Source organism: Novipirellula caenicola, from assembly GCF_039545035.1.
In the GTDB taxonomy this organism is placed as follows: Bacteria; Planctomycetota; Planctomycetia; order Pirellulales; family Pirellulaceae; genus Novipirellula; species Novipirellula caenicola.
Genome location: NZ_BAABRO010000013.1, coordinates 115983 through 139457 on the forward strand (window position 1 = coordinate 115983; position 23475 = coordinate 139457).

Annotated in this window: 24 protein-coding genes; 14 read left to right on the plus strand and 10 right to left on the minus strand. The window is 56.1% G+C overall.

Going from position 1 to position 23475, the window contains the following annotated elements; translation table 11 throughout:
• Position 1: 1 nt before the first annotated feature.
• From ABEA92_RS22185 to cobA, 4 genes are read right to left on the minus strand one after another with little or no spacing between them, the layout of a single operon-like run.
• Positions 2–1207, minus strand: a complete 1206-nt coding sequence (locus ABEA92_RS22185; RefSeq protein ID WP_345686290.1) for a molybdopterin molybdotransferase MoeA — start codon at positions 1205–1207, stop codon at positions 2–4.
• On the minus strand, positions 1197–1778 hold the full coding sequence (locus ABEA92_RS22190) for a molybdenum cofactor guanylyltransferase (RefSeq protein WP_345686292.1): 582 nt from the start codon (positions 1776–1778) through the stop codon (positions 1197–1199). Before ABEA92_RS22190 ends, ABEA92_RS22185 begins: the two co-directional genes overlap by 11 nt.
• Positions 1779–1782: 4 nt before the next feature.
• Positions 1783–2106: a carboxymuconolactone decarboxylase family protein gene (locus tag ABEA92_RS22195; protein WP_345686294.1), complete on the minus strand. Its 324-nt coding sequence runs from the start codon at positions 2104–2106 to the stop codon at positions 1783–1785.
• A gap of 19 nt (positions 2107–2125) precedes the next feature.
• A complete protein-coding gene (cobA, locus tag ABEA92_RS22200; RefSeq protein WP_345686296.1) occupies positions 2126–3625 on the minus strand; it encodes a uroporphyrinogen-III C-methyltransferase in 1500 nt (499 codons plus the stop codon).
• 120 nt (positions 3626–3745) lie between these two features.
• Here cobA and rpsT point away from each other — a divergent pair, with 120 nt between their 5' ends.
• Positions 3746–4018 carry a 30S ribosomal protein S20 gene (rpsT, locus tag ABEA92_RS22205; RefSeq protein ID WP_008690500.1) on the plus strand — a complete coding sequence of 91 codons (273 nt, stop codon included), beginning with the start codon at positions 3746–3748 and terminating at the stop codon, positions 4016–4018.
• A gap of 330 nt (positions 4019–4348) precedes the next feature.
• Here rpsT and ABEA92_RS22210 read toward each other — a convergent pair whose 3' ends face one another.
• Both ABEA92_RS22210 and ABEA92_RS22215 read right to left on the minus strand, forming a co-directional pair.
• Positions 4349–5611: an LL-diaminopimelate aminotransferase gene (locus ABEA92_RS22210; protein ID WP_345686301.1), complete on the minus strand. Its 1263-nt coding sequence runs from the start codon at positions 5609–5611 to the stop codon at positions 4349–4351.
• 105 nt (positions 5612–5716) lie between these two features.
• A complete protein-coding gene (locus tag ABEA92_RS22215; RefSeq protein ID WP_345686303.1) occupies positions 5717–6352 on the minus strand; it encodes a hypothetical protein in 636 nt (211 codons plus the stop codon).
• A 114-nt stretch (positions 6353–6466) separates the two neighbouring features.
• Between ABEA92_RS22215 and ABEA92_RS22220 the strand changes: the two genes are divergently transcribed.
• A complete protein-coding gene (locus ABEA92_RS22220; RefSeq protein ID WP_345686305.1) occupies positions 6467–7210 on the plus strand; it encodes a sensor histidine kinase in 744 nt (247 codons plus the stop codon).
• A gap of 412 nt (positions 7211–7622) precedes the next feature.
• On the opposite strand, the gene ABEA92_RS22225 is transcribed toward ABEA92_RS22220, so the two are convergent.
• The 3 genes from ABEA92_RS22225 to sufU all read right to left on the minus strand — a co-directional run bounded on the left by ABEA92_RS22225 (position 7623) and on the right by sufU (position 10571).
• Positions 7623–8498 carry a TlpA family protein disulfide reductase gene (locus ABEA92_RS22225; RefSeq protein WP_345686307.1) on the minus strand — a complete coding sequence of 292 codons (876 nt, stop codon included), beginning with the start codon at positions 8496–8498 and terminating at the stop codon, positions 7623–7625.
• A 328-nt stretch (positions 8499–8826) separates the two neighbouring features.
• The gene (locus tag ABEA92_RS22230; RefSeq protein ID WP_345686310.1) at positions 8827–10119 is read right to left on the minus strand and encodes an aminotransferase class V-fold PLP-dependent enzyme; all 1293 of its coding nucleotides are present in this window, start codon (positions 10117–10119) and stop codon (positions 8827–8829) included.
• Positions 10119–10571, minus strand: coding sequence for a Fe-S cluster assembly sulfur transfer protein SufU (sufU, locus tag ABEA92_RS22235; protein ID WP_345686312.1), 453 nt, complete (start codon positions 10569–10571; stop codon positions 10119–10121). The genes ABEA92_RS22230 and sufU overlap by 1 nt, the downstream gene beginning before the upstream one ends.
• A 257-nt stretch (positions 10572–10828) precedes the next feature.
• On the opposite strand from sufU, the gene ABEA92_RS22240 reads away from it, so the two are divergent.
• The 12 genes from ABEA92_RS22240 (at position 10829) to ABEA92_RS22295 (ending at position 21725) form a co-directional block, all read left to right on the plus strand.
• Positions 10829–11581, plus strand: coding sequence for a flagellar hook-basal body protein (locus ABEA92_RS22240; RefSeq protein WP_345686314.1), 753 nt, complete (start codon positions 10829–10831; stop codon positions 11579–11581).
• Between the two features lie 109 nt (positions 11582–11690).
• Entirely contained in the window at positions 11691–12497 is an 807-nt protein-coding gene (gene flgG / locus ABEA92_RS22245) for a flagellar basal-body rod protein FlgG (RefSeq protein ID WP_345686316.1), read from the plus strand.
• Positions 12498–12520: 23 nt separating this feature from the next.
• Positions 12521–13765, plus strand: coding sequence for a flagellar basal body P-ring formation chaperone FlgA (flgA, locus tag ABEA92_RS22250; RefSeq protein ID WP_345686318.1), 1245 nt, complete (start codon positions 12521–12523; stop codon positions 13763–13765).
• A 28-nt stretch (positions 13766–13793) separates the two neighbouring features.
• Positions 13794–14609 (plus strand): flagellar basal body L-ring protein FlgH, encoded by an 816-nt coding sequence (locus tag ABEA92_RS22255; RefSeq protein WP_345686320.1) that lies wholly within the window; start codon positions 13794–13796, stop codon positions 14607–14609.
• A 52-nt stretch (positions 14610–14661) separates the two neighbouring features.
• Positions 14662–15762, plus strand: a complete 1101-nt coding sequence (locus ABEA92_RS22260) for a flagellar basal body P-ring protein FlgI (protein ID WP_345686322.1) — start codon at positions 14662–14664, stop codon at positions 15760–15762.
• Between the two features lie 53 nt (positions 15763–15815).
• The gene (locus ABEA92_RS22265) at positions 15816–16133 is read left to right on the plus strand and encodes a rod-binding protein (protein ID WP_345686324.1); all 318 of its coding nucleotides are present in this window, start codon (positions 15816–15818) and stop codon (positions 16131–16133) included.
• A 4-nt stretch (positions 16134–16137) separates the two neighbouring features.
• Complete coding sequence (locus tag ABEA92_RS22270; RefSeq protein ID WP_345686326.1) at positions 16138–16626, plus strand: hypothetical protein; 489 nt, start codon at positions 16138–16140, stop codon at positions 16624–16626.
• Between the two features lie 595 nt (positions 16627–17221).
• The gene (locus ABEA92_RS22275; protein ID WP_345686328.1) at positions 17222–18454 is read left to right on the plus strand and encodes a GNAT family N-acetyltransferase; all 1233 of its coding nucleotides are present in this window, start codon (positions 17222–17224) and stop codon (positions 18452–18454) included.
• 90 nt (positions 18455–18544) lie between these two features.
• Positions 18545–19033: a hypothetical protein gene (locus tag ABEA92_RS22280; RefSeq protein ID WP_345686330.1), complete on the plus strand. Its 489-nt coding sequence runs from the start codon at positions 18545–18547 to the stop codon at positions 19031–19033.
• Positions 19034–19230: 197 nt separating this feature from the next.
• Positions 19231–20409, plus strand: a complete 1179-nt coding sequence (locus tag ABEA92_RS22285; RefSeq protein ID WP_345686332.1) for a peptidylprolyl isomerase — start codon at positions 19231–19233, stop codon at positions 20407–20409.
• A gap of 166 nt (positions 20410–20575) precedes the next feature.
• A complete protein-coding gene (locus ABEA92_RS22290; protein WP_345686334.1) occupies positions 20576–21193 on the plus strand; it encodes a hypothetical protein in 618 nt (205 codons plus the stop codon).
• Positions 21194–21416: 223 nt separating this feature from the next.
• Complete coding sequence (locus ABEA92_RS22295) at positions 21417–21725, plus strand: hypothetical protein (protein ID WP_345686336.1); 309 nt, start codon at positions 21417–21419, stop codon at positions 21723–21725.
• Between the two features lie 569 nt (positions 21726–22294).
• Here the strand turns inward: ABEA92_RS22295 and ABEA92_RS22300 are convergent.
• Positions 22295–23398, minus strand: coding sequence for a tetratricopeptide repeat protein (locus tag ABEA92_RS22300; RefSeq protein WP_345686338.1), 1104 nt, complete (start codon positions 23396–23398; stop codon positions 22295–22297).
• Positions 23399–23475: the final 77 nt, after the last annotated feature.

Genomic DNA, 23475 nt, shown 5'->3' on the forward strand with positions numbered 1-23475 from the left:
CCTACCACGGGTAATACCTCCATGGTCCTTCCCCCGATTCGCCGACGGGAACCTCGACAAAGCCGGAACTTTGTCCTAGTGACACGAGGTCTCCCGAGCCCTGGCTGAAAACCGGTTCAGCCACGCCGTCGGCAACCATTTTGACGATCCGCATCCAATGCAGCGGCAATGTTTTCGAACCTGCCGCTTGTAGCCGTACCTGCATCGCCGGCGGACACCACTCCGTTTGCCCACTTTGTTTGGCCAAAAGCGGCAACGCAAATCGGCGACACCCTACCGCCGCGCTGACCGGGTTACCAGGCAAACCAAGGATCAACTTTCCGTCGCCGGTTGCGGCCCCAAGAATCGGCTTGCCCGGACGAATCGGCAGCCCATGAAAGACCACATCCCCGCCAACCTCGCGGACCACCTCGGGCACATAGTCATAATCGCCCATCGACACGCCACCAGTCATCAGAATCGCGTCGGATTGATCAAGTGCTGCGGCCAACGATTGCTGCAGCGTTTCGCGATCGTCCCGCGCATGCTGAACCGCTTGAATGGCAATCCACGGGTTCGGTTCGATTAGCGACGTGAGCGCCACTTGGTTGCTGTTGCGAAGCTGCCAAGGCTGAGGAGCTTCATCGGCAAACACACCGACTTCATCACCGGTCGTGATCACAGTAACACGGACAGGCGAATACACGCTCGCTTGGTAACAACCGAAATTGACCATCGTCGCACGATGAGCGGCGTTGACCAAAACGCCTGCGGGCAACACCGTGCTACCCGATTTTGCATTCTCACCGGCGCGACGGATGTTCTCGCCCACCTGGGTCGACAACGCCACGTCGCGGAAGCGAATCGCGTTTTCGAGTTCCTCGGTGTCTTCGCGTTTGACCACCGCGTCGGCTGCGGCGGGAACGATGGCCCCGGTGAAGATACGAACGAGCGAGCCTGCGTTCATCGTCGGCGGAGGCGAACCAGGGACACTTTCGCCGTGGACGGGGATTGTTTCGCCGGGACGCAGATCGGACAACCGGATTGCGTAACCATCCATCGCAGAAACATCCGCAGCGGGGCTGTCGCGATCGGCGGTCACCGGTTTCGCCAACACGCGGCCGAGGCATGACGGACACTCGTCATCGCCCCCAACAACCTTCAATCGATCGGCGATCGCGGCAATCGCCTCCTCGGGCGAATCAAATGCAAATTTCTTAGCGGACATCCGTCAAATCTTCAGGGGTATTAACATTGTGACAATCACTCGTGGGCAACGTCACACGATGATGATCTTGTAAACCAAGCCAACGAAACAAACTACGATCCTCGGATTGAGCCAACCGCTGCAGCGGATCCGCGAAGCGAACGGGATAAATCCCAACAAGCGGCTGCACCCGATCGGATTCCGCCACCGTGATCTCGTCTGCCGATTGCCAGTCATCGACCAAGCCGCTTAAATGATCCACCGTCAACCGCGGCATATCCACCGGCGTCACCAAACATGCGGCGAAACCATGACGATCGGCGTACTGCAATGCCGCGGCGATTCCAGTGGCCGGACCACGATTTGTGACCGGGTCCTCGATCATTTCGACGGAATGATCGATCGACGTGCGTCCGCTGACCACGACGCGGTCACACAAATTCGATAGGCGATCGATCGCATGCTGCAAAAAAGAAACGCCATCGGCGTGGACCAGTGCCGCCTTGTCACGCCCCATACGCAGCGATTGCCCGCCACACAGTACCACCCCAAGTAGCCGCTGAATCGATCGTTCGCAGTCCGAAGCATTCAATGAACTAGCTCGCGGATTCGTCGTGCTTTTCCAGCACATCTTCGACCCAAGTTCGAGCACGCATCATCGTCGGAAAACCGATGGTGGGGGCCGAGACGAGCGCGACGTGACGCAGTTCCTCGGGCGTACACCCGGCTTCGAGTGCCTTGCGGGTGTGTGAATGCGCGGCCCCTTCGAGTCCAGCGCCCAGCGAGATCGCCAGTTTGACGAGTGCCACGTCGCGTGGTGACAACGGACCGGCGTTCCGAGCCTCTTCGCCAAACGATTCATACGCCTGCATGTACTCGGGATAACTCTTATGCATCTGCTTGTACGGCTTTGGAATCATCGACTCGCCTTCCCCTAGACTAAGATAAATTGAACTTCAACAGCGATTGGACAAGCGAGTCCATCGTATACGGATCCGCCTCGCACGTGACCGTACAGCCGAGATCACGCACGGTTTGCGACGTGATTGGGCTGAGACTTGCAATCTTCGCCTGCTTCATCGATTCGCCCAACATGCGATACACGCTTTCAGCGGTAGCACTGCTGGTCAACGTGATCCAATCAATCCGCCCCTGTTGTGCTGCTTGCAAAATCTTGGGATCGGGTGTGGTCACATCGGTGTGCGAATAGGCCACGACCTGGGTGACATTGGCACCCTCGCGAGTGAGTGATTCATCGAGAATGTCGCGACCGCGGCTGGCGCGAACCAAGGTGATGCGTTTACCCGACACATGACCACGTAATTCATCGACCAACGATTCGGCACGAAAATCTTGGGGAATCCGATCGGCACGCAGATGGAACTCGGCGAGCGCGGCAGCCGTTTGTTTTCCCACACATGCCAACTGAGTCCCAGCAAACAACCGCATGTCGTGTCCTAATTCGAGCACGCGATCCAAAAAGTACTGGACACCATTGCGGCTGCAGAAAATCACCAAGTCTTGATCGGCAAGCGACTCGATCGCCGCGTCCACCGCCGTCCAATCCTGGGGTGGCCCGATCTGGATCGCGGGCTGAACCAACACCGTCGCGCCGAGGTCACGCAGCGGGTTCGCGAGTTCATCGGCTTGATCGATCGGCCGCGTAACGAGCACGGTTTGACCAAACAGCGGCCGTTGCTCGAGCCAATTTCGCGTTTCGGTCAATTCCGCGACTGGACCGATGATCACGATCACGGGCGGGCGGATCTTGTTGGCCGGGCTCAATCGGTCCGCCACCTCGTCCAAACGACAGCGAAACGTTTGCTGGTCATGGTGGCTACAGCGACGAACGATCGCCACCGGCGTGTCGGGGGACTTGCCATTTTCGATCAGCGATCGCGTCCACACCTCTGCCGTCGTAACCCCCATATAGATGACCAGGGTCCCTGGAAAACGGGCCAGCGCGTTCCAATCGAGCGCCGACTCGGACTTTCCCGGTTCCTCGTGTCCGGTCACCAACGCGACCGCCGAAGCGAGTTTTCGGTGGGTAATTGGGATTCCGGCGTACGATCCCGCGGCCAGGGCGGCGGTGATTCCAGGAACAATTTCATAAGAAATCCCCGCCTCGGACAATGCATCAACCTCTTCGGCCGTGCGGGCAAAAACCGCCGGATCCCCTCCTTTGAGCCGGGCGACGACGCGGCCGTTACGAGCGTGCTTGAGCATCTCGTCGATGATCTCTTCCTGACGCCAAATCCTTTGCTGGCCATGCTTTCCGACGCAAATGTGCTCGGCGGTAGGAGCATGCGAAAGCAGTTCGACGTTGCTGAGCCCGTCATACAAAACGACGTCACAGCGAGACAGGAGCTCCGCCCCCCGCAACGTCAAAAGCCCTGGATCGCCTGGGCCGGCACCGATCAAATACACCATGCTGTTCATAGTTTGATTTTCACCTGAAAAGTTGACTATGGACAGATGGCAGACAGCTTGGCATACTACCGAGCCTTCAATTCCCTTCTTTCCGATGATGGACGCCCACGAGAGCGCGATAAACCGAAGATGCCAAACACCGAAAGTTCAAAGAAACGCCTTCGCCAAAACGCAAAACAACGCGTACATAACCGTGCGATTAAGAGCAACATGCGTTCAACCATCCGCAGCGTCCGCGAAGCGGCTGAGTCAGGCGATGGCGAAAAGGCACAAGCGGCTTTCCGATTGGCAGTCAAAAAGCTGGATCGTGCTGCGAGCAAGAACGTAATCCACCGCAACGCAGCGGCACGCACCAAGAGCCGTCTGAGCAAGCTCGTCAAAGCTGCTGGCGCCAAAGCGTAAAGCGATCACCTTGGTGTGATCGGATTGCCCATTGCAAGCCGACGGCGCTAGCCCAATGCCATCTACTTTAGGTAGCGGCATGGCGCAAGCCGTCCGATTGCAGCGAGTAAAACGTTCGAATTAGACCGGACGGCTTGCTCCGCTACGGATCAAGGTCGATCGTTTCCGGCTGCGCCGAACACGTCGCCCGAACAAGCCCGATCGACTGCAAACGAATCAACGGAAAAAGCCACCCACATTTCAATGTCGGTGGCTTTTTTCGTTTTTTCATCGCACCGATGCCGCAGATCATGACGATTCTGCGGCTTCGGTATCTATTATTCTGGAATACTACTTCCAAACCAAACCGGCGTCGCCGAGCCGTTTTTTGGTCTCTTGCATCAATGCATCTTCTTCGGCTTCGGTTCCAGCAACGTAGGTGACGCTGAATCGCAAGAACGATCCGGCATCGTCCCAAGGCACGGTGACGATCCCGAACTGCTCGATCAGGTGGCGAGTCGCATCCTCGGCCTTGGCAAACGTTTCGCCCGATTTTGTTCCGCTGGGCGCTTTGGTGTAGAGGAAATAGGTGCCGCCTGGCATCTCGCACTCGAAACCACACTCATTGAGCGTCGCAACCAATTTTTCAAGCCTGCGACGGTACTTGGCGTTGATTCGCTCGGGAATCGAATCGTCGTCCAAGGCAGCAGCAGCGGCCTTCTGAGTCGCCATGAATTGACCGCTGTCGCTGTTGTCTTTGACGTCGGCAAAGGCGGAAACGATGCGGGGGTGACCACACACAAATCCCATTCGCCAACCAATCATGTCGTAGCCCTTGCTCATCGAGTGGACTTCGACGCCGACATCCATCGCCCCGGGGGTTTGCAGAAAACTCAGGGGTTTTCCGTCAAACGTCAACATGATGTGCGCGGCATCTTGGACGACCACGAACTCTTTTTCTTTCGCCAGCGCGACCACCTTCTCATAAAACTCGGGGGTCGTCGTGCGTCCGGTGGGCGAGTTGGGGTAATTCAGCACCAACAACTTGGTTCGCCGATAGATGTCATCAGGCACAGCATCAAAATCGGGCAGGAAGCCGTTTTCGGCCAATAGCGGCAGCTTGAAAACTTCGCCGCCGTAGTAGCGGGTGTGAGTTCCCGCGACCGGGTATCCGGGCACGGTCATCAACGTGACGTCGCCGGGATTGATGAAACACGCCGGCAACATCGCATAGGCTGGCTTGCTGCCGATACAGTGATTGATTTGCGTCTGCGGATCGAGCGTGACGTCAAAATGCCGCTTCATGAACCGCGCCGCCGCTTCCTTGTATTCCGCGATGCCGTTGTCGGAATAGCCACGGTTTTCAGGCTTGTTGACTTCGTCGTTCATCACTTTGCGAATCGACTCGTCAGCCATCGAATCGTTTTCACCGATCCCGAAGTCCAACAATTTTCGATCGGGGTGTTCCGCCAGCGCTTTGCGTTTCGCTCGTTTGATCTTTTCGAACTTGTAGATCTCGGTGTCTTTGCCGTAGTTCGCACCGCCGATGCGGTCGGCAAACAGAGATTGGAAGTAAGGGTCCGCAGAGCTTTTTTCAGTGGAAACGGTCGACATACTTATCTGTTTCAGAGAAAACGAGTGAGAAACCAAGAGCACGGGTTGTGTGAGCGGTCGCAGCGTGAATCGCTCGCCCGCCACCGCAACCTCGAGCGACGCCCCTTAGGGTAATTTTCCCAAGCCTGAATCGACAGGGGGCAATGAAAACGGTGCTGCCGTGCCGCCGCGATTTTCATGCATCACTCGCCAATCCAAATCGTCGCGACATTGCCGGACGGTGCGAAATAGCAATAACGGCACCGCAGCGGCGGCAAATGCCGCCGGAACCAGTGAAAAAGCGAGCATCTCAACCGCTCCGGAAAGCAGGGCCGGGATCGCCAAACACGTGAATCCGCTAAGCGCCCCGGTCACGCTGCCAAAGACCCGGATACGGTAGGGAGTCCACGGCACGCGAGGCTCGCGCAGCGAAAGCAGCCATCCCGATAACGTCACCACCGGAATCGCGGCGAGCAACGCCAAAACCGCACCGACGCCAAAGTACAACAGCGTACCGACAAGCAGCGACCCCAGCATCGATACCGACGACATCCCAGGCGATGTGAACAAACTGAACAGCATGAAAAAGCCGACGAGGGTCCAACCAAACAAACCGCCCGAGATCGCGATCATCACGGTTGTATCGATGCAAACCTTTAGCGACGAAAACGGTTTTCGCTGAGCAAGTTCATCCTCATAAACCGTGACCTCATCATCGACAATGGTCGCGGCATACGGGTTTACACTGGGTGGGGTGGTCATCTTTATCCAGCGTCATCGTGTTTGGCATCGGATCGCGTTAGACTATTTATCTTAACCGAGATTCAACTCGACCGACCACACTCGCGAAATCCAAAACTCGAAGCGATGCACTTCATGTCGTCCCAAGAATACACGACAGCCCAAGAACACGCTGCCCAAATCGATTCGATTCGGACTCAGTACGAAGAGCTGGCGGAATTGGCCGGTTCGCTTGCTCATGAAATCAAAAACCCGCTCTCGGTGATCCACATGAACATCGATTTGTTGAGCGAGGATTTGGCGGAAATCGACTCGCCGATCAGCCGCCGCTCGGTGGACCGTGTTGATATCGTGCGCCAGCAATGCGAACGCATGGAAGGCCTGCTGCGTGACTTCCTTCGCTACGCGCGACTCCGCGACATCGACCTTGTCCCCGGCAGTTTGAACGAACAGATCGAAACCGTACTGCGGGCTTACCAGGCGCAAGCGGATGCGGCCGACATCGACATCGAAAAATACCTGGACCCCGATCTGCCCGCGATCATGTTGCACAGCGACTCGCTGCAAGCCGCGTTGATGAATCTGGTCAAAAACGCGTTGGAAGCAATGGAAGAGGGAGGCCAGATATGGGCACGCACCTACCCGACGCGCACCGGGGTCGCGTTGGATTTAATCGATACCGGCAGCGGCGTGGACGACAACACCGTGCTGCATATGTTCGAGCCGTTTTACAGCACCAAAGAAGGCGGCTCGGGACTGGGACTGCCAACGGCACGTAAAATCATCGAGGCCCACGGCGGCCGCATCAGCGTGCAAAGCGAGATCGGCCGGGGAACTAAATTTGTCCTCGAATTCCCCACCCCCAAACGCTTGGGCTAAAACAAGCCACCATTCATTTGCTCGATTCGCCCAATTCATGGGCGACGATCGGGGCGTGTGGTTTTGGCGTAGCGGAAATCTCGCGACGTTCGTTCTATGGCGCGTGGCCCTCGAAACGGTTGACGGGCTGTTGATTTAGTCCAAATGCAAATCGCAACGGTGAGCCGTGGGCCGTAAGGCACCGGGTCGTGCGTGGGACCCGGCCGCTGACGCGTCGCGGCTCAATAAATCAACAAGCCGTTGACGGCTTGTTGATTTAATGAAGTTTCCTGCGGCAAGGGGTGTATGATGGACTTTCTAGTCCGTCAGTGGCGCATTCGACGGACTAGGAAGTCCATCGTACGACTAAATCAACAAGCCGTTTGACGCGTTCCGCCATCTGAAAATGCTTCACCGCGTTGGCTTAACGCCGCTATCGATTTGGGTCGGCATCCGCTGCGAGTGCGGTCTTTACCGCATCACGCAACGCTTCACCGCGGAGATCACGGGCAACGATCTTGCCGTCGGGACCGATCAACCAGATCGATGGGATCGATTGAATGCCATAGGCTTCAAAGATTTTTTCGTGCCGCTCTGGGTCACCCACCCAGCCCTGGCGGTAGGCCGCGGGAGTTTCGTCGAGCAATGCTTGGGGAAGGTCGAACGATTGATCCACGCTTAGACCAATCATCTCGAGACGCTCGCCACCGAAGTCCTCGTAGACCGATTCCAAATTAGGGAACTCGGCTCGGCAAGGTCCGCACCAAGTCGCCCAGAAATCCATTAGTACGAATTTGCCACGGAAGTCCGACAATTGGAACTCGCTGTCGTCATACGCGGTCGCTGTCCAGTCGGCAGCCGGGTCTCCCGGCATCAGCACGTTCTTGATTTTCAGCGTCAAATTGGCCGGAAACGGTTTATCGACGTTTTTGATGATAAACTGCCGCATGGCATAAGCACGCGCGAGAGTCTGTGAACGCTCCGCACCGGCAGCGGGGTGCATGATCGACGCGGTAAGCTGGTACCAAGCGGGTTTGATGTTTTCGAAAACAAAGGAACCATCTTCGGCAAGTTGCGTCGTGTAGGTTGCTCGCTTTCCACGCGCTTCTTCGACCGCGCGGAGATAGTCCTTGTAGTCCTCTGTTTTCATGAAGTCTTGACGCCATTGGGAACGCTCCTCAGGCTTCATCGTGCTCCACTCTTGGGGGAACGGCATACGCGGGTGCCTGTAGCTGCCTTCCAACGTGACCACGACCTGATCAAGAGAGAGACCGTCCGTATTGATCCCTGCGGACACCTGATCCGGCATTACCACCTTTCCTTGCACGGAACACGTGACAGCCTCGGTCGACTTGGATTCTTGAGACGCAGTTTCCTTCGTCTCGCTTTGCACGTAGGCCCCAATGCTACAAGCCCAACAGAGAATGAAGAAAAGAATCCGCTTCGCGTGCATAGGAAGAATCCAGATGAGAATGCTCGGTTCGACTAGCTTTGATTGGCACCAGTTTAACGCAGTAAACAACACGGTGTCAGTCTTGGCGACATTCGATCGAGCATGAGACAAGCCCCGCCCGGATGTCGCCTGAAGGCCCCACCGAACCTCCCCTAAAGCAAAGCTTTTGGGGGAGGTGAAGCGGCTAGAGGTTTCGCGGGCGGCGTTTGCGGCCGCTCGGGGCGAAACGTTTGCGAATCTCCGATACCGCAGCGATCAAACGATCTGCTTCTTCATACGTGTTGTAGAAGTAGAAACTAGCGCGAGTCGAGGCGGACAAACCGAGCGATTTGTGCAGCGGCATCGTGCAATGATGTCCTGCGCGAACCGCAATCCCGTACGCATCAAGCGTCTGAGACATGTCGTGCGCGTGAACGCCTTTGACGACGAAACTAACAATCCCGGCCTTCAAATCAGGCTCTGGCCCGATGATTCGCACACCGTCGATCTCGCGAAGTCCGCGATCCGCGTAGCTGCCCAACTCTTTTTCATACGCGTGAATTTCATCGAGCCCGACCGACGTTAAGTACTCGGTGGCGGCGTGCAATCCGATCGCTTCGACGATCGGCGGTGTTCCCGCTTCGAACTTGTCCGGCAATGCCGCACTGGTGAACCCGGTGGTCGTGACTTCGTTGATCATCCCACCGCCACTTAAAAACGGCGGCATCGCATCCAGCAATGCTGACTTGCCATACAACACGCCGATCCCAGTAGGCCCGCATGTCTTGTGACCGCTGAACGCGAGAAAATCGACGTCCAATGCTTGGACGTCGAGCACTTGATGCGGCGCCGCTTGGGCAGCGTCCACCAACACACGGCAATCGATCTCATGAGCCATTGCCGTCCACCGCTGGACTGGAAACTCCACTCCGAGCGTGTTGCTTGCTGCGGTGAACGCAAACATTTTCGGTCGCAGCCGCTGCAGATACTCTGCGACAACTTCGTCGGTGATCGTGAAATTTTCATCCAGCGGCAGGAATTCGATTTTGCATCCCGTTCGCGCTGCCAATTGGTGCCACGGAACGATATTGGCATGATGCTCGGCGATCGTTAACAGGATCGTATCGCCCGATTTGACATTCGCATCTCCCCACGAACGAGCGACCGTGTTGATCGCCGCCGTCGTGCCAGCGGTAAAGATCACCTCGTGCGATTCAGCGGCACCAATAAATTGGGCCACTCCGCGACGCGCCTGCTCGTAGCGATCGGTCGACTCTTCGCTGAGCGTATGGATGCCACGATGGACGTTGGCGTAATACCGCTGATAGCAATCCGACATCGCATCGATCACCGCCTGCGGACGTTGGCTGCTGGCAGCATTGTCGAGAAACGCCAGCGGTTTTTCGTCAGCAACGATGCGATCAAGGATCGGAAAATCGCCGCGATATTTCACAACATCCAATGCGGTCGGGGACTGCGTTTCAATGGGCATATTCATCAGGATTCTTCGCCTAAGCTTGGGCCACCAAAGTGCGGCCCGTCGTTGTCGTCGGTATCGGCATCTCCATTGATGGGTGAATGCACTGCACTCTGCAAAACTCGCCAAGAGAGCAGACAACATTTTTGGCGATTCGGAGTCAGCTTGGGCCCAAACAATGCCAGCATCTCATCGGCAGAAAAATTTTTGAGCTCTTCGAGCGTTTTGCCTTCCATCTGCTCGACCAGCATCGACGCGGACGCTTGGCTGATCACACATCCATCGCCGTCAAACCAAGCCTCTTGGACTTTGCCGTCGTCGGTCAATTTCAAGTCGATATGGATCACGTCGCCACACAACGGATTATTCCCCTCGTCGGAGTGGGTTGCGTGTTCAAGCGGCCCGCGATGGTACGGATCTTCGTAGTGATCGAGGACGTGTTCTTCGTAAATATCGTGTTCGCTCGGCGACATGAGGCTCTAGAAGTGACGTGGCGAGGATGGAAATGGATTAGCAACCGATGCATTTAAGTCTACGCACGTTGTCAAAAATCGACGAGCCCCCATGGATCGATCCTGCCCTACGGAGTCGGCAGGGCAAAATTATTTGCCTTTCTTGGCCGGATTCGCTCAAGTTTTTCGTCTCGCCGGTGGGTTGGGCTTGCATCGTGGATTCGCCAAGTGTTATCGCAAAGGGGATGTTCTTCAATGCAAGGAAGGTTTGGTGACGTATGCCCTACGGTGTCTATCTGTCCGCGGCTGGCGCGAATGCGCAAAGCCATCGGCTAGAGGTGCTCAGCAATAACTTGGCGAACGTGCAAACGCCTGGTTACAAACCGCAGCAAACGATTTTGCAGGCGCGTTTCGCGGAAATGATCGAAGAGGGCGAAGTTTCGCCCGGACTCGGTGGTGCCGACGATATTGGCGGCGGCGTGACCATCCAGCGTTCAAAAACTCAATTCGATCAAGGCCCGATGAAAGAAACCGGGCGGACCACCGACTTTGCCATCAATGACTCTGAATCCTTTTTTGTGGTCCAGCGGGGCGACGAACGCTTGATGACTCGAGCGGGTGATTTCCTGTTCGACAATCAAGGTCGGATGATCAATCCGGCAGGGGACCAAGTCATCGGCAGCGACGGCAAAAACATTCAACTCGACCCGACGCAGCCCTACCAAGTGGGGCCGCAAGGACGCATTCAACAAGGCCAAAATCGCTATGAAATCATGCTGGCCAAACCACGCAGCCAAGGCGATTTGTCCCACGTCGGAGGCAACCTGTTTAAACCGCTCGCTGACATCGACCTTGTGCCGCCCACCGAGCGTCAGGTCGTGGCGGGACAGCTCGAACAATCTTCGGTCAAACCGACGATGGCGATGATGGAACTGATTGAAACCGGTCGGATGTACGAAGCGAATGTGCAGATGATCAAAAACCAAGACAACGTGATGGGATCGCTGATCAGTCGCGTGCTGCAACCGTAAACCTGAAACCAATACCAACACTTAAACACTCAACCTTTACCTTTGGCCCCCTTGCGCTCCCCGGAACGGGTGCGCCAATCCCAAATCAATTCTTGAAACGGAGTTCCCGATGAGCGTTCAATCGCTGTACACCGCAGCCACCGGCATGGGGGCAATGGAAACCAAGTTGGACGTCATCGCGAACAATTTGGCGAACATCAATACCACCGGGTTCAAAAAAGACCGTGCCAATTTCGAAGACCTGCTCTATCGCACCGAGGTGTACCCGGGCGTAAAAGATACCACCGGGAACCCGACCGCCGTGGGCACGCAAGTCGGGCTTGGGGTGCGAATCACCAGCACGCAAACTGACCAACGTCAAGGCACGCTGCAACAGACCGGACGTGATTTGGACGTTGCCATTCGAGGCAGCGGATTCTTGCGTGTCGTGGACCCGTCAACCCAAGACACCATGTTCACTCGGGCGGGCAACCTCGACATCAACGCCAACGGCCAGCTGGTTGTCGGTTCGGCCCAAACCGGGCGACTGCTCGATCCGCCGGTGAACATTCCTAACGATGCCACCGCGATGGTGATCAATGGCAACGGCGAAGTGATGGTCCAACAACCAGGACAAGTCGAATTGGCCACCGTCGGTCAAATTCAACTGGCACAATTCATCAACCCGGATGGATTGCTAAAGGTCGGCGAAAACATGTACATGGAAACCGATGCGTCGGGACCGGAACAAGCCGGCAATCCAGGCGAAGAAGGACTCGGAAGCCTCGTCCAAGGCAACCTCGAAGCCTCGAACGTCGAACCGGTCCAAGAACTGATCGACTTGATCACCACCCAACGCGCCTTTGAACTCAACAGTCAAGCGATCCAGGCTGGTGACCAGATCATGCAAAACATCTCGAACCTTCGTCGGTTCTAGTTTCCGCTAGCTTCATGGTGAATATGAAATTCGCGACATTCATCCGAAACACAGTGCTAACGTTTGCGTTGATCGCAGGCGTATCGGATGCGTGTGCGCAAACCGGGGCGTTTGTCCCGGTTCGCAAATCTCGTCCTGCCCCATCGCCCAACACCACGATCGACGCGACGACGAATTGGACGTTTCGTATGAAGAGCGAATCGGTTGTGAATTCACCGATCGTACGTCTAGGAGACGTTGTGGTGCCGCTGGACCCGAACATTCCGGGGTGGCCACGCATGAGTCGATCCGCCGTGGGGCTGGTTCCCGTCAACGGCAAAGCGATGCGAGTGGATCGCCAGCGGTTGACCGAAGTGATTTTGAATGCCGAGGCGACACCGAAGCGACTCTATTGGATCGGTCCCGACACGACCGAGGTGACGTACGTAGTCGCGGCCAAACCCGCGCCCCCGTCTTCATCGGTTGCCCCGTCTTCATTGGTCGCGGGTTCTTCGATCCAGCACGCCAACTATCACGGACCGGCAGATCATGGACCAGCTAGGCTGAATCAGCAAGTCGCTGGACACACCGCGATGAAACAGACGACCGATCCGATCCCGCAGCGTGCCAATTTGGATCCACAATTTGCTGAGCGTTTGATCCAGTGGATCACGCTTGCCATCTCGCGAAGTGACGCGTCGCTGTTGGAGCGGTACGACATGCAAATCGATCGTCACCAACCCGCGATGCAACAACTCGAACTAGCACGAGGCGTTCAATCCGCCGAGTTTGTGAATACCGTCAAGCCGGGCCCAGGCTTACTGCGAGTCGTTTCCAACGGACTCGAAGGCAGCATCGAAACAGAATTGATCGTGACCCTCGAAAAGAATCCGGTCGCCATCGTGCCAATCAAAAGCATTCGTTCGGGCAATCGAATTGGACGCGCTGATTTAACCGAACGACCGATCCCGATTGACCAATGGGACGAATCCTACTGTACCGATCCGATCGAATTGGTGGGCATGGAAACTCGCAGCAATCTACGCAGCCACGAACCGATCCTGCGAAGCCAGGTAGGCAAACCGATGCTTATTCGTCGCGGTGACCTGGTCGAAGTGCGGGTGGTCAATGGCGCGATCAGTGTGACCACCAATGCGAAAGCACTCGGTGACGGTGCCGAATCCGAGCTGGTTGAAATTGAAACGCTCGAACCACGTAAACGGTTGGTCGCACGCGTCGTCAACAGCAGCGTCGTTGAAATTGTCACCCGTGCTCCCCAAGCTCAATAGCCTTATTGAAAATCCAATGATCCACACGATGCCCTTTCGATCCTTGACGATTCGCTGGCGTGACGTTTTCGCTTGTTCGATTTCGCTGCTGGCTGTTGGACTGCTGTGCGCAAATGCGGACGCCCAGGAAAGTTCGCTGTTGCGACAACCGGGGCCGCCGGCGGCCGCGGCCGGCCCGAATGCATCGTTGCAACCGCTGCCGATGCCTCATCAAAATCCGGGCTACTATCCCGGCGCATCGCATCCCGGCGCATCGCAAGCACCCTATGCGGCAGCCCCCGGGGCGCCGGCACTGCTGAGCAACGTCAGTTGGACGTATCAGCCTGCGCCTCGTTTGCGAACGTTTCAAAAAAATGACATCGTCACGATTCGAGTCGACGAAATCGCCAGTGTGACTGCGACCGGTGCCGCCGAAAACCGCAAAAAAACGTTGTACGAAGCGGTGCTGTCCGATTGGATCCGCTTGACCGATTTTCGGCTACGACCCGACCCGCAAGCCAACGGCGATCCGGCAGTGGCAGGCGAATCGGAATCTCAATTTCGCAGCCAAGCGTCACTGAAATCACGCGAAGCGATGACGTTCAACATCGCCGCGACGGTCGTCGATATTCGCCCCAATGGAAATTTGGTCGTCGAGGCTCGCAAGACGATTCGCATCAACGACAACCTCTGGGAAACATCGCTGTCGGGAATCTGCCGGGCGCAAGACATCGCACCGGACAACGTGATCCTGAGCCGTGACCTGATTGATCTTGAAATACGCAAAGAAGATCAGGGACATTTGCGGGACGGGTACAAACGAGGTTGGTTTAGTCGTTGGTTTGATCGCGTCCAACCGTTTTAAACAGACTGCACTGGCTGTCCATCGTCATGAATCCAAACGCAACAGGCCTCCGATGAAATCTATCGCTTCTATCATCATCACGATCGTCCTCTGCGTGGTCACATCGCCGGCGGATGCCGCGACGCTTCGGCTTGGCGATATGTGCCGATTGAAAGGCCAAGAAATCAACACGCTGCAAGGGTTGGGGTTGGTCGTCGGACTGCGAGGGACCGGCGATAACGATGCGGCTCCGACGGCGCGAGCGTTATCGCGGATGATGCAATTGATGGGCGGGTCAATGGCCGTTGATTCGCTTGGACAACTCGATTTGAAGGATGTTGCCGAGGCAAAGAATGTTGCGATGGTTTTTGTTACCGCACGCATCCCCGCCGTCGGCTCGCACACCGGCGACCAAATCGATGTCACCGTCAACGCCATCAACGCCAAAAGTCTCGAAGGCGGCTATTTGATGCTGACGCCGATGCTGGGTCCACGCGCCGACAACCCGACGGTGTATGCGGTCGCGCAAGGCCGCGTGAAGGTTAGCATCGACGGCCCCGCCACCACCGGTACGGTCCAAGGTGGCGCCAAAATGGAAGCCACCGTGCCCGCGTCGTTTCAAAAAGACGGCATGATCACGCTGATCTTGGAACGTGATTTTGCCAGTTTTGACAACACACAGCGAATCGAAGACGAGGTCAACAGTTTGTCGGCACTGACGCTGGGCGATTCGAGTCGATCGGGCAGCGGATCGGGATCACGCAATAATCGTCCTCGCGCTCAAGCGATCGACCAACTGCATGTCCAAGTTCAAATCCCCGAGCTGTATCAAGAGAACCCGATCAAATTTATCTCACTGCTACTGAATCTGCCGATCCAAATCGCCAGCCATTCTTCACGCGTTGTGATCAATGAACGCGAAGGGATCGTGGTGATCGGCAAGGACGTCGAAGTCGCCCCGGTACTGGTCACGCACCGCAATCTGCGAATCGAAGCCGGTGGTGTGGGCGGATTGGTCGGCGTCGACGACAAGATGGATGAGCGTGATACGGCAAAGCTGAAAAATTTGGCCGATGCCCTCAATGCGCTCGATGTCCCGACATCCGACTTGATCGCCATCATCAAGACGCTCAAAGCCAAAGGTGACTTGTACGGCGAAGTCGTCTTTCAATAACCAACCAAGTCGACTCGATACTAAACGCTCCCAATCGGAACACGCGTGATCTTATGAACATCCCATCGACATCCCCCTTGGCGTCATCCGCTTCGTCGTTTGATCAACACGCGATATCCAAACAGCCCGAGGCTCCTGTCAACGAGACCCAAGAAGCGTTCACCGAGTTTGTCGGTCAAACGCTGTTTGGCAGCATGCTCGATTCAATGCGGAAAACCGTGGGCAAGCCTGCCTACATGCACGGCGGCCGGACCGAGGAAGTGTTCCAACAGCAGATGGATCAATTGATTGTCGAGGATTTGACCGAAGCCTCGGCAAGCTCGATTGCCGATCCGATGTACCAATTATTTCAAATGAGCCGTAGCGCGTAGTATCATGCAAACAAACAAAACGTGGGCAAACCGTGTCGCGGACTACGTCGACGAATTGGAAGTCGTGGCCACCAACGTCCAGCAATTGGTAGCCAATTCGCGGATTCAAACCAAAGCGTCTGCCGCCAGCGAAGTCGCCGAATCCGGCTTGGAATTACTCGAAGCGGTCGGACGTCTCGAAACCATGGTCGAGCAGCGTGAGCAGTTGTTGTCGGACGCTCAAGCTCCCGCATCGGGCACCACGCTAATCGAAAAACTGCGTCAGTCGGGCGAGATCGATCTGGCAGATCGCAGCCAATCGGTCGCTCACATCATCGCCACCACTCATCAAGCCGCAGTGTCGCTGTTTGTATGCCAGTACCATTTGGCCAGCCATTCACAGGAGATCCTGCGGTTGTTGGCTGGACTGGACACGCCACGCACCTATCGCCGATCCGGTTCAGGGGAAGAACGAGAACGCGGCGGCGGCCAATTGTTCAACGACGCCGCGTAAGACCGGATCCCGTCTTGAATTTCGGGATACCGAAACTCACCAACGGCTAGTTGATTTACCGAGCCGCAACGCGTCAGTTTTGAGGTTGCGTTTTTGTATTGAGGGGCAAAGCCCCGGACGTTTACCTAGCCCAGCCCAACGGGCTGGGACCAAGAAAACCAATGAATTGTAGGGCCAACGGTCCGGCCGTTTGCAGGGACTCAATGAGGGCGGCTAGGCAAATTGCTGGGCCTTTGGCCCGAAGAACGTTTAAACTCGCAACATCAGAACGCGTCAGCGACTTGGTCCCACGCAGTACCCGGTGCCTTGCAGTCAACGCCATCTAATTTTGGGTAGCGGTGCGGCGCGAGGCCCGCTCGGTTGCAGCGAGTAAAAGTTCGATTTTGACTGGGCGGCTCGCGCCGCTCCGCTACGAGAACCACCCGTTTGGCATCAAAATCGACGGCATTGGGGGGCAGTGATTGATTGACGCTGCTGGGTCCGCAACTAGACTAGATCTCTCGAGCGACCGCGTTGTCCTGAAAACGCCTTCTCTTGTGTCGCCACTGTCTCGATGGGAGCGTCGCGGTGCGCCGCCGTATAGCGAACGATTGTTGTGTCGACGTCTACTGAATCCTCTGCCGCAACCCCTGCTACGTTCCCTAGGTCCGCTTTGGCCACCGATGATCATCAAGTCCATGAATCTCCCTCGATCGAAAACGTTGCAAACACCCTGTTGATGCGTTCAGCTCCCACCGTCTCCCCCTCCACAGACCTGCTAGTTGATTGCGTCCCCTTTTCCCATTTGGACGAGGCGGATCTGCAAGATTGGGAGCGTTTGCGCGGCTCACGTGCTGAATTTGCTAGCCCATTTTTCTCGCCTTCGTTCGCGGCAGCCACGGATACAGCACGGGGTGGCGATGTGGAAATCGCCCGCATCCGCCGCGGCGATCAATTGGTCGGATTGTGGGCGTTTCACCGAATTCGCGGCGTTGCCTGGCCGGTCGGTCGCTGCTTCAACGACGCGCACAACATTATCGCATCTAATACTGTGGCAATCGATTGGCGGTGGTTGTTAAAAGAATTGAATCTAAAGGCGTTCCATTTCCATTCGCTTGTCGGTCCTGCCGACGGGTTGGCCGAGCAAGATTGCTTTGAAACGATTGCGGCGTTCTCGTTGCAGTTGGGCGATGATTCGCCGGCGGCGCTTCGCCGTTTGGAACAGGTCCACACGACGCTAAAAAAACAGCATCAGAAAACGCGAAAAATGGCACGCGAGCTGGGGGAAATCTCGCTCGAACTTGATTGTCGCGACGCCGATCTGCTTGACCGCACGATCCAGCTGAAACGAGAACAATACCTCCGCACCAAGCCACTTGATGTGTTTGCCTCGCCCTGGTCCCACGTCATGCTGCGTCATTTGTTCGACAAACCACGCTGCGGAGCGTATGGGATGTTGTCGGTCCTGCGAGCGGGCGATCACTTGGTGGCAGCCCATTACGGCGTTCGCGAAGGCGACCTGCTGCATTATTGGTTTCCTGTGTACGACCCTCGCTTTGCGATCTACTCGCCAGGCACCGCGTTGTTCAAGAGCATCGTGCATAGCGCAACCAACTACGGCATCCGCACGATCGACATGGGATACGGCGAACCCACGTACAAACGCAAACAAACCGACACCCAAAGTCGTGTTTTGTATGGGGTCACCTCACCATCGACCCCCTATCACGCGTGGCATCGGCTGCAGCATCAAACCCATCAATTAGCTCGCCACCTGCCATTCAAACAGCGAGTCAAAAAGTGGATGCGGACCATCGGCCCGCTTTCCCCGCCATCGCCCTTGTCGTAACGGCGGCTCCGCTAGCAAAAGCAGTTGGACGACGATGGCCCTCGTCTTACAATCGGTTTGGATCCCAATGCCTCCAAATTCGGATTGATCATGCTCGAGCCTAGTGCACCTGTTTACGGCTGTTTCCCGCGTTGGCCTGAAAATGGGCAAGATTTCATTCACCCCAATGACGTGGCCATTGTGACCCGCCGCATTCCCAGCGAGCGTGTGTTTCGCCGTCACAAGTTCGACGGCACTTATTACCACTATCAATACGGCAAGGTCCGCTTTCGGCTTCGCCCTTGTTTGTGGTTGGCGGTCAAATCCGACGGTATCGACATCGGAGATTCGGTCGAAACGGTCGGCGTTGGCATGGAGCGAGAATTGTTCGTGGCCGAGGTGTATGGGATGTATTACGTTCGCCGCAAAGGCTGCATCTTGTACCGGCTGCGACGCGGCGACACCACGATTCCACAACTCTATCATGCCCAAAGCATGCGATTATTGACCGAGAAAACTCACTTGCGGCCTGGTGAAATCAACCATCCGATGCCGCAGGTGCATGACCGAGGCGAGCGAATCCCGGGTGACTTAGTTTAGCGACTTGGTTTAGCGAATTGGTTTAGCGACTAGGTTTGACAGGGTTACCGGAACCCCCTAAATGCTTTCTGGGTCATGGCCTTTGGGGTCATTTTCTTTTTGCGGGCATTCGGTTCTGACCTTGCATTGAATTCGATGACTGGGCTACAAGCCATAGGATTATCTGGCCCCTTCACTTATTCAGCGTAGAGCAAGGAATGCAACCGCTCGCCCCCTATCGGCTCGTTGACGCCTTCGTGGTCCTGATCGCATTGATCTGCGTTGGGTCCGAATGTCATGGACAAATCCCTACCCGGGACGAGGTCGAAGCGGCCCAGAACGTCGTGCTGCCCGATGATCCCGCAGCCATCATCGCGGTGGTCGGGCAAAGCCCGATCTATTACGGCGAAGTCTCGCCGAAAGTCGATGCTCGAATCAACGAAGTGTTGGCGAAATCAAAACAACAAGTCCCCGAGGAACAACTGCGATACGCTCGCATCAATCTAACCCGGGGCATGCTGACGCAGGCGATCCAGAACAAGATGATGCGTGAGAGTTTTCTACTCGATCAAGTGGGCACGCAATCCGCCGACAAACGTGCAGAAGCCGATGCAACCCTTGCCGCCCGCGCACGGCAGATGTTTTTTGAATCGGAACTGCCGCAGCTGAAAAAGCAATACAAGGTCACCGACATCGCTGAACTCGACGCGTTGCTTCGCGAAAAGGGCAGTTCGCTCGCGTCGCGACAACGCGACTTTACGGATGCCATGCTCGGTCACCTCTATATCCGCAGCAAAGTCGAGAAGGACCCCAACGTTTCGATTGCCGACATCAATCAATACTACAACGACCATCTCGATGACTACCGCCATCCGGCCGAAGCGACGTGGGAACAACTGACCGTGCTGTTCAGCAATTTTGCTTCGCGCGAAGAAGCGATGAAGGCAATCTCGGACATGGGACGCGAAGCCTATTTTGGTGGCAACCTGCAAGCGGTCGCACGAGCCAAAAGCCAAGAGCCATTTGCAAGTTCCGGAGGCCTTCATGACTGGACCGCCAAAGGATCGCTTGCATCGGATGTGCTGGACCAACAGATTTTTACTCTGCCGCTCAACGCCATGAGCGAGATCATTCAAGACGAGACGGGTTACCACATCTTGCGGGTACTGGATCGACGCGAGGCAGGGTACGCGCCACTAAGCGAAGTGCAGGATGAGATACGCGCCAAAATTCGCGAACAGAAGATCGCCGATTCGCAAAAGAACGTGATGAAGGACATGCAGAAACGAGTGCAAGTGTGGAGTCTGTTTCCCGAAGACATCGAGGGTGCGAAACCGTTGCCCCAAAGCATTGCACGGCGTCCGGATGATTCCACAACCTATCCGAATCGCTTCTAACGGATCGCAGCTCACAGTTGCGAGAGTCTTCTTAGCCGCATCACACGCTACCGATAGCGTTTCGACCACGCAAACGCCTCCACCAGCTACCGCGATTTTGCCACCGAATCAATCTTGGTTTTAAAAAGCCAAGCGTCCCACGTTTACGCATCCCGAGACCGCCACCATGATCAAGCGAATGGCTCACTACGCGATGTGCGTTTCGCTTGCGCTGCTGCTAGCGGGCTGTGGCCAATTAGCCCATCGTTTGACCACCAACGTTCCGGAAACGTTTATTCCCAACCCATTGGAATTGCCGCCAGCTCCGGATGCATTCGTTTGGTCGCAAGTCGTCGACGCGATGGATGATTACTTTCGCATCGCTAGGGAACAACCGGTCCAGAATTCCGACGGGATCGTATTGGATGGTCGGCTGGAGACGACTTATCAAATCGGCGCCTCGCTGATGGAGCCTTGGAAAAAGGACAGCACGCCTGGCTTTGAACGCTTGCAATCGACCCTGCAATCGATCCGTCGTCGGGCGATCGTGACCGTTCGCCCGCAAGGCGCCGGGTACGTGATCGAAGTCGTCGTGCAAAAGGACCTCGAGGACACCGATCGAAATCAATACGCGACCGAATCGGCGTCCAACAAACGGCATGATGGCACGTTGATACGTGAACAAAACCGCATCGACGACACTCCGCAAACCCTCGGCTGGATCCCGCTCGGTCGTGACGCCTCGCTAGAGCAGGTAATTTTGCGAGATATTTTCGGTCGTATCACTCAGCCGGATCGCAACTGACCGTCTTGGCATCACTATTTTTATTGAAATGTGTCATCCCGAATGGGATCGGCACAATCGATATCTCTTAACAGCAAATGCCGAACTTACAGCCAAACTTGAGCTCGGACCGCTAATTTTCGAGCCGACGGGGCGCCGATACCGAACCCTGCCTCGCGGCACCAACACCCAGTCGCTAGGCCGTGTGAAACATTGGGCGTTTCCCCCCCGAGCTCTGCACCTCATGATCTGCATCACGCCTACCCGTGTCGACTACCAAACACTTTGTGCCAACGTCGAACGCCGGCTTTGCGAACTCGGGCATCTTGAATCCAAACAGTTCCCGATGACTCAGCGGGAAGTGATTCGAGGCGGAAAACCCTGTGGCATCTACTTTTGCTTGCATGGGCCTCGTAGTGTCAAACTGACCGCGATTTGCGATTTCACCAAGAACACGATCATCTATTACGGCAGCGACGGAATCCGTCGCGAAAACGCGCCGCTGTCGGCCCGCGTATCGAGCCAAATCCAAGACGAATTGAAGGCCGCGTAACAGCGCTCGCCGCAGGCTCTTTTCGATTCGCCCCCTCGTTCCTCGGCTCTCCCTGGGAACGCACCGCCCCCGAACGCGTAAGTATTGATGTTGTGCGTTTGTTTTTAGGGGCAAAGCCCCAGACGTTTACCTAGCCCAGCCCAACGGGCTGGGGCAAAGAAAACGAATGAATTGTAGGGCCGACGGCCCGGCCGTTTACTCGGATCTACTAAGGCCGGCCAGGCAAATTGCTGAGCCCGCGGCCCGGAGAACGTCGAAGAACGCAATTTCAAAGCTCGTCATCGAGGGAATCTCGCTCATGACTCGGTCCCTCACAGACACATTTTGAAGTTGAGATATTTGCTGTCGCGGAGCGACATATTTCGATAGCCTCGGACTTCAGTCCGAGGATTTTCGCCAGTATCAATCGAGTCCCAACGGGACGTTTTGTGACTTGATCGTTCGCCACAGAACGTCGCTCCGCGACGGGGTGCTAAATCAGCAACCTGAAAGGCAGCGAGTTTCGACGTCGATCTTAACAACCAAGATCGGGGTTTTGATTCGCATCGCCAATCCGTGTCCGCAGCAATCTACTCGGATCGTCCGAACCAGCGGCGGGCTCGGTCGTACCACGACGCTGGCTTTGCCGGACTCATCATCTGCTGCAACGTGCGCGGCGATTCTCGACGCCCCTGAATCACGTCGGACACCAGATTGCCAATGTGTTGATTGACCGCATCCTCGGGTTTGATCCGTTTCGCGTGGGCGATCGTCTTTTCAGCTTTCGCAGTTTGCCCATCAATCAAATAGGCGACGGCCAAATTACCAAGCAATTCGGGATCGTCGGGTGAGACGGCGACGGCATGTTCGCCTACCTGACACGCCTGCTTGGTGTCCGCTTGTTCCAAACAGATGCCGGCAAGTTCTTTGAGCACCATCGTATTGTCGGGTTCAAGATCCGCCGCACGTTGCAAACAATCACGAGCTCGTTTGAGCTCGTCCACCGCAAACCAAGCTTTCCCCAACATCACGTGGGCGCCCCATGCGGCAGGCTGTTTCGCGATCAAGTGCTGCAATTGGCCGATCGCGTTTCGCAACGCTTCCTGACGGCTGGCGTCCACCGGCGGATCGCCTGGATTGCGATTGTGTTGCCACACCACCGCCACGGCTTGTTCATAAATCTCTTCGTCGGTTTCATGCAGCCGAGTGTGATAGAGCAATTGCCCCGTTTCCTTATCGCGATACACATCGATTTTGCCTTCGCGGCGAACGAACTCTAATCGCGATTGCACCTCTTCGCCCGACAGATGTTGTAGCGCAGGCTGCTCGCCCGGTGTCCATGATTTGGGCGCGACGATTTTTCGACTCTCGCTCCCTCGCATCGTTGCGATCAAGCCGCCCTCGTATTCGAACAAGACAAGCCAATCGTTGTCGGGTTCAGCGGTTTGATCATGCGAATGGACCATCACAAAATCGACCACCTCATTGGTTCGATCGAGTCCATACAATTCAAGCTGCTCGGCAAAACGATGCGCGTCTAATGGCGACATAAAACTTGCTTGCGACAACAGGTCGTCACTGTAGCTCATCGCGTTCGGAGCGATTGAAACAAAATCAGCAGCCCCGCCCGGCAAACACCGATCCAGTGCATCGTTGCGGATCACAATCGCTGTGCCCTGTATCAATAGCGGCATAACGATGGTCCTCCTTGCAGAACGAAATCGACGTGGCAATTAGAAAAAGCGGGGCAAGCAGACGTGGGCGAGCGCAT

Coding starts and splice junctions, on each gene's coding strand:
- rpsT (WP_008690500.1), top strand. CDS start 3,746: ATGCCAAACACCGAAAGTTCAAAGAAACGCCTTCGCCAAAACGCAAAA.
- ABEA92_RS22280 (WP_345686330.1), top strand. CDS start 18,545: ATGCTCGAGCCTAGTGCACCTGTTTACGGCTGTTTCCCGCGTTGGCCT.
- ABEA92_RS22295 (WP_345686336.1), top strand. CDS start 21,417: ATGATCTGCATCACGCCTACCCGTGTCGACTACCAAACACTTTGTGCC.
- ABEA92_RS22220 (WP_345686305.1), top strand. CDS start 6,467: ATGTCGTCCCAAGAATACACGACAGCCCAAGAACACGCTGCCCAAATC.
- ABEA92_RS22270 (WP_345686326.1), top strand. CDS start 16,138: ATGCAAACAAACAAAACGTGGGCAAACCGTGTCGCGGACTACGTCGAC.
- ABEA92_RS22230 (WP_345686310.1), bottom strand. CDS start 10,119: ATGAATATGCCCATTGAAACGCAGTCCCCGACCGCATTGGATGTTGTG.
- ABEA92_RS22225 (WP_345686307.1), bottom strand. CDS start 8,498: ATGCCGGATCAGGTGTCCGCAGGGATCAATACGGACGGTCTCTCTCTT.
- ABEA92_RS22255 (WP_345686320.1), top strand. CDS start 13,794: ATGCCCTTTCGATCCTTGACGATTCGCTGGCGTGACGTTTTCGCTTGT.
- ABEA92_RS22240 (WP_345686314.1), top strand. CDS start 10,829: ATGCCCTACGGTGTCTATCTGTCCGCGGCTGGCGCGAATGCGCAAAGC.
- ABEA92_RS22260 (WP_345686322.1), top strand. CDS start 14,662: ATGAAATCTATCGCTTCTATCATCATCACGATCGTCCTCTGCGTGGTC.
- ABEA92_RS22185 (WP_345686290.1), bottom strand. CDS start 1,207: ATGTCCGCTAAGAAATTTGCATTTGATTCGCCCGAGGAGGCGATTGCC.
- sufU (WP_345686312.1), bottom strand. CDS start 10,571: ATGTCGCCGAGCGAACACGATATTTACGAAGAACACGTCCTCGATCAC.
- ABEA92_RS22195 (WP_345686294.1), bottom strand. CDS start 2,106: ATGATTCCAAAGCCGTACAAGCAGATGCATAAGAGTTATCCCGAGTAC.
- ABEA92_RS22210 (WP_345686301.1), bottom strand. CDS start 5,611: ATGTCGACCGTTTCCACTGAAAAAAGCTCTGCGGACCCTTACTTCCAA.
- flgA (WP_345686318.1), top strand. CDS start 12,521: ATGAAATTCGCGACATTCATCCGAAACACAGTGCTAACGTTTGCGTTG.
- cobA (WP_345686296.1), bottom strand. CDS start 3,625: ATGAACAGCATGGTGTATTTGATCGGTGCCGGCCCAGGCGATCCAGGG.
- flgG (WP_345686316.1), top strand. CDS start 11,691: ATGAGCGTTCAATCGCTGTACACCGCAGCCACCGGCATGGGGGCAATG.
- ABEA92_RS22215 (WP_345686303.1), bottom strand. CDS start 6,352: ATGACCACCCCACCCAGTGTAAACCCGTATGCCGCGACCATTGTCGAT.
- ABEA92_RS22285 (WP_345686332.1), top strand. CDS start 19,231: ATGCAACCGCTCGCCCCCTATCGGCTCGTTGACGCCTTCGTGGTCCTG.
- ABEA92_RS22300 (WP_345686338.1), bottom strand. CDS start 23,398: ATGCCGCTATTGATACAGGGCACAGCGATTGTGATCCGCAACGATGCA.
- ABEA92_RS22265 (WP_345686324.1), top strand. CDS start 15,816: ATGAACATCCCATCGACATCCCCCTTGGCGTCATCCGCTTCGTCGTTT.
- ABEA92_RS22290 (WP_345686334.1), top strand. CDS start 20,576: ATGATCAAGCGAATGGCTCACTACGCGATGTGCGTTTCGCTTGCGCTG.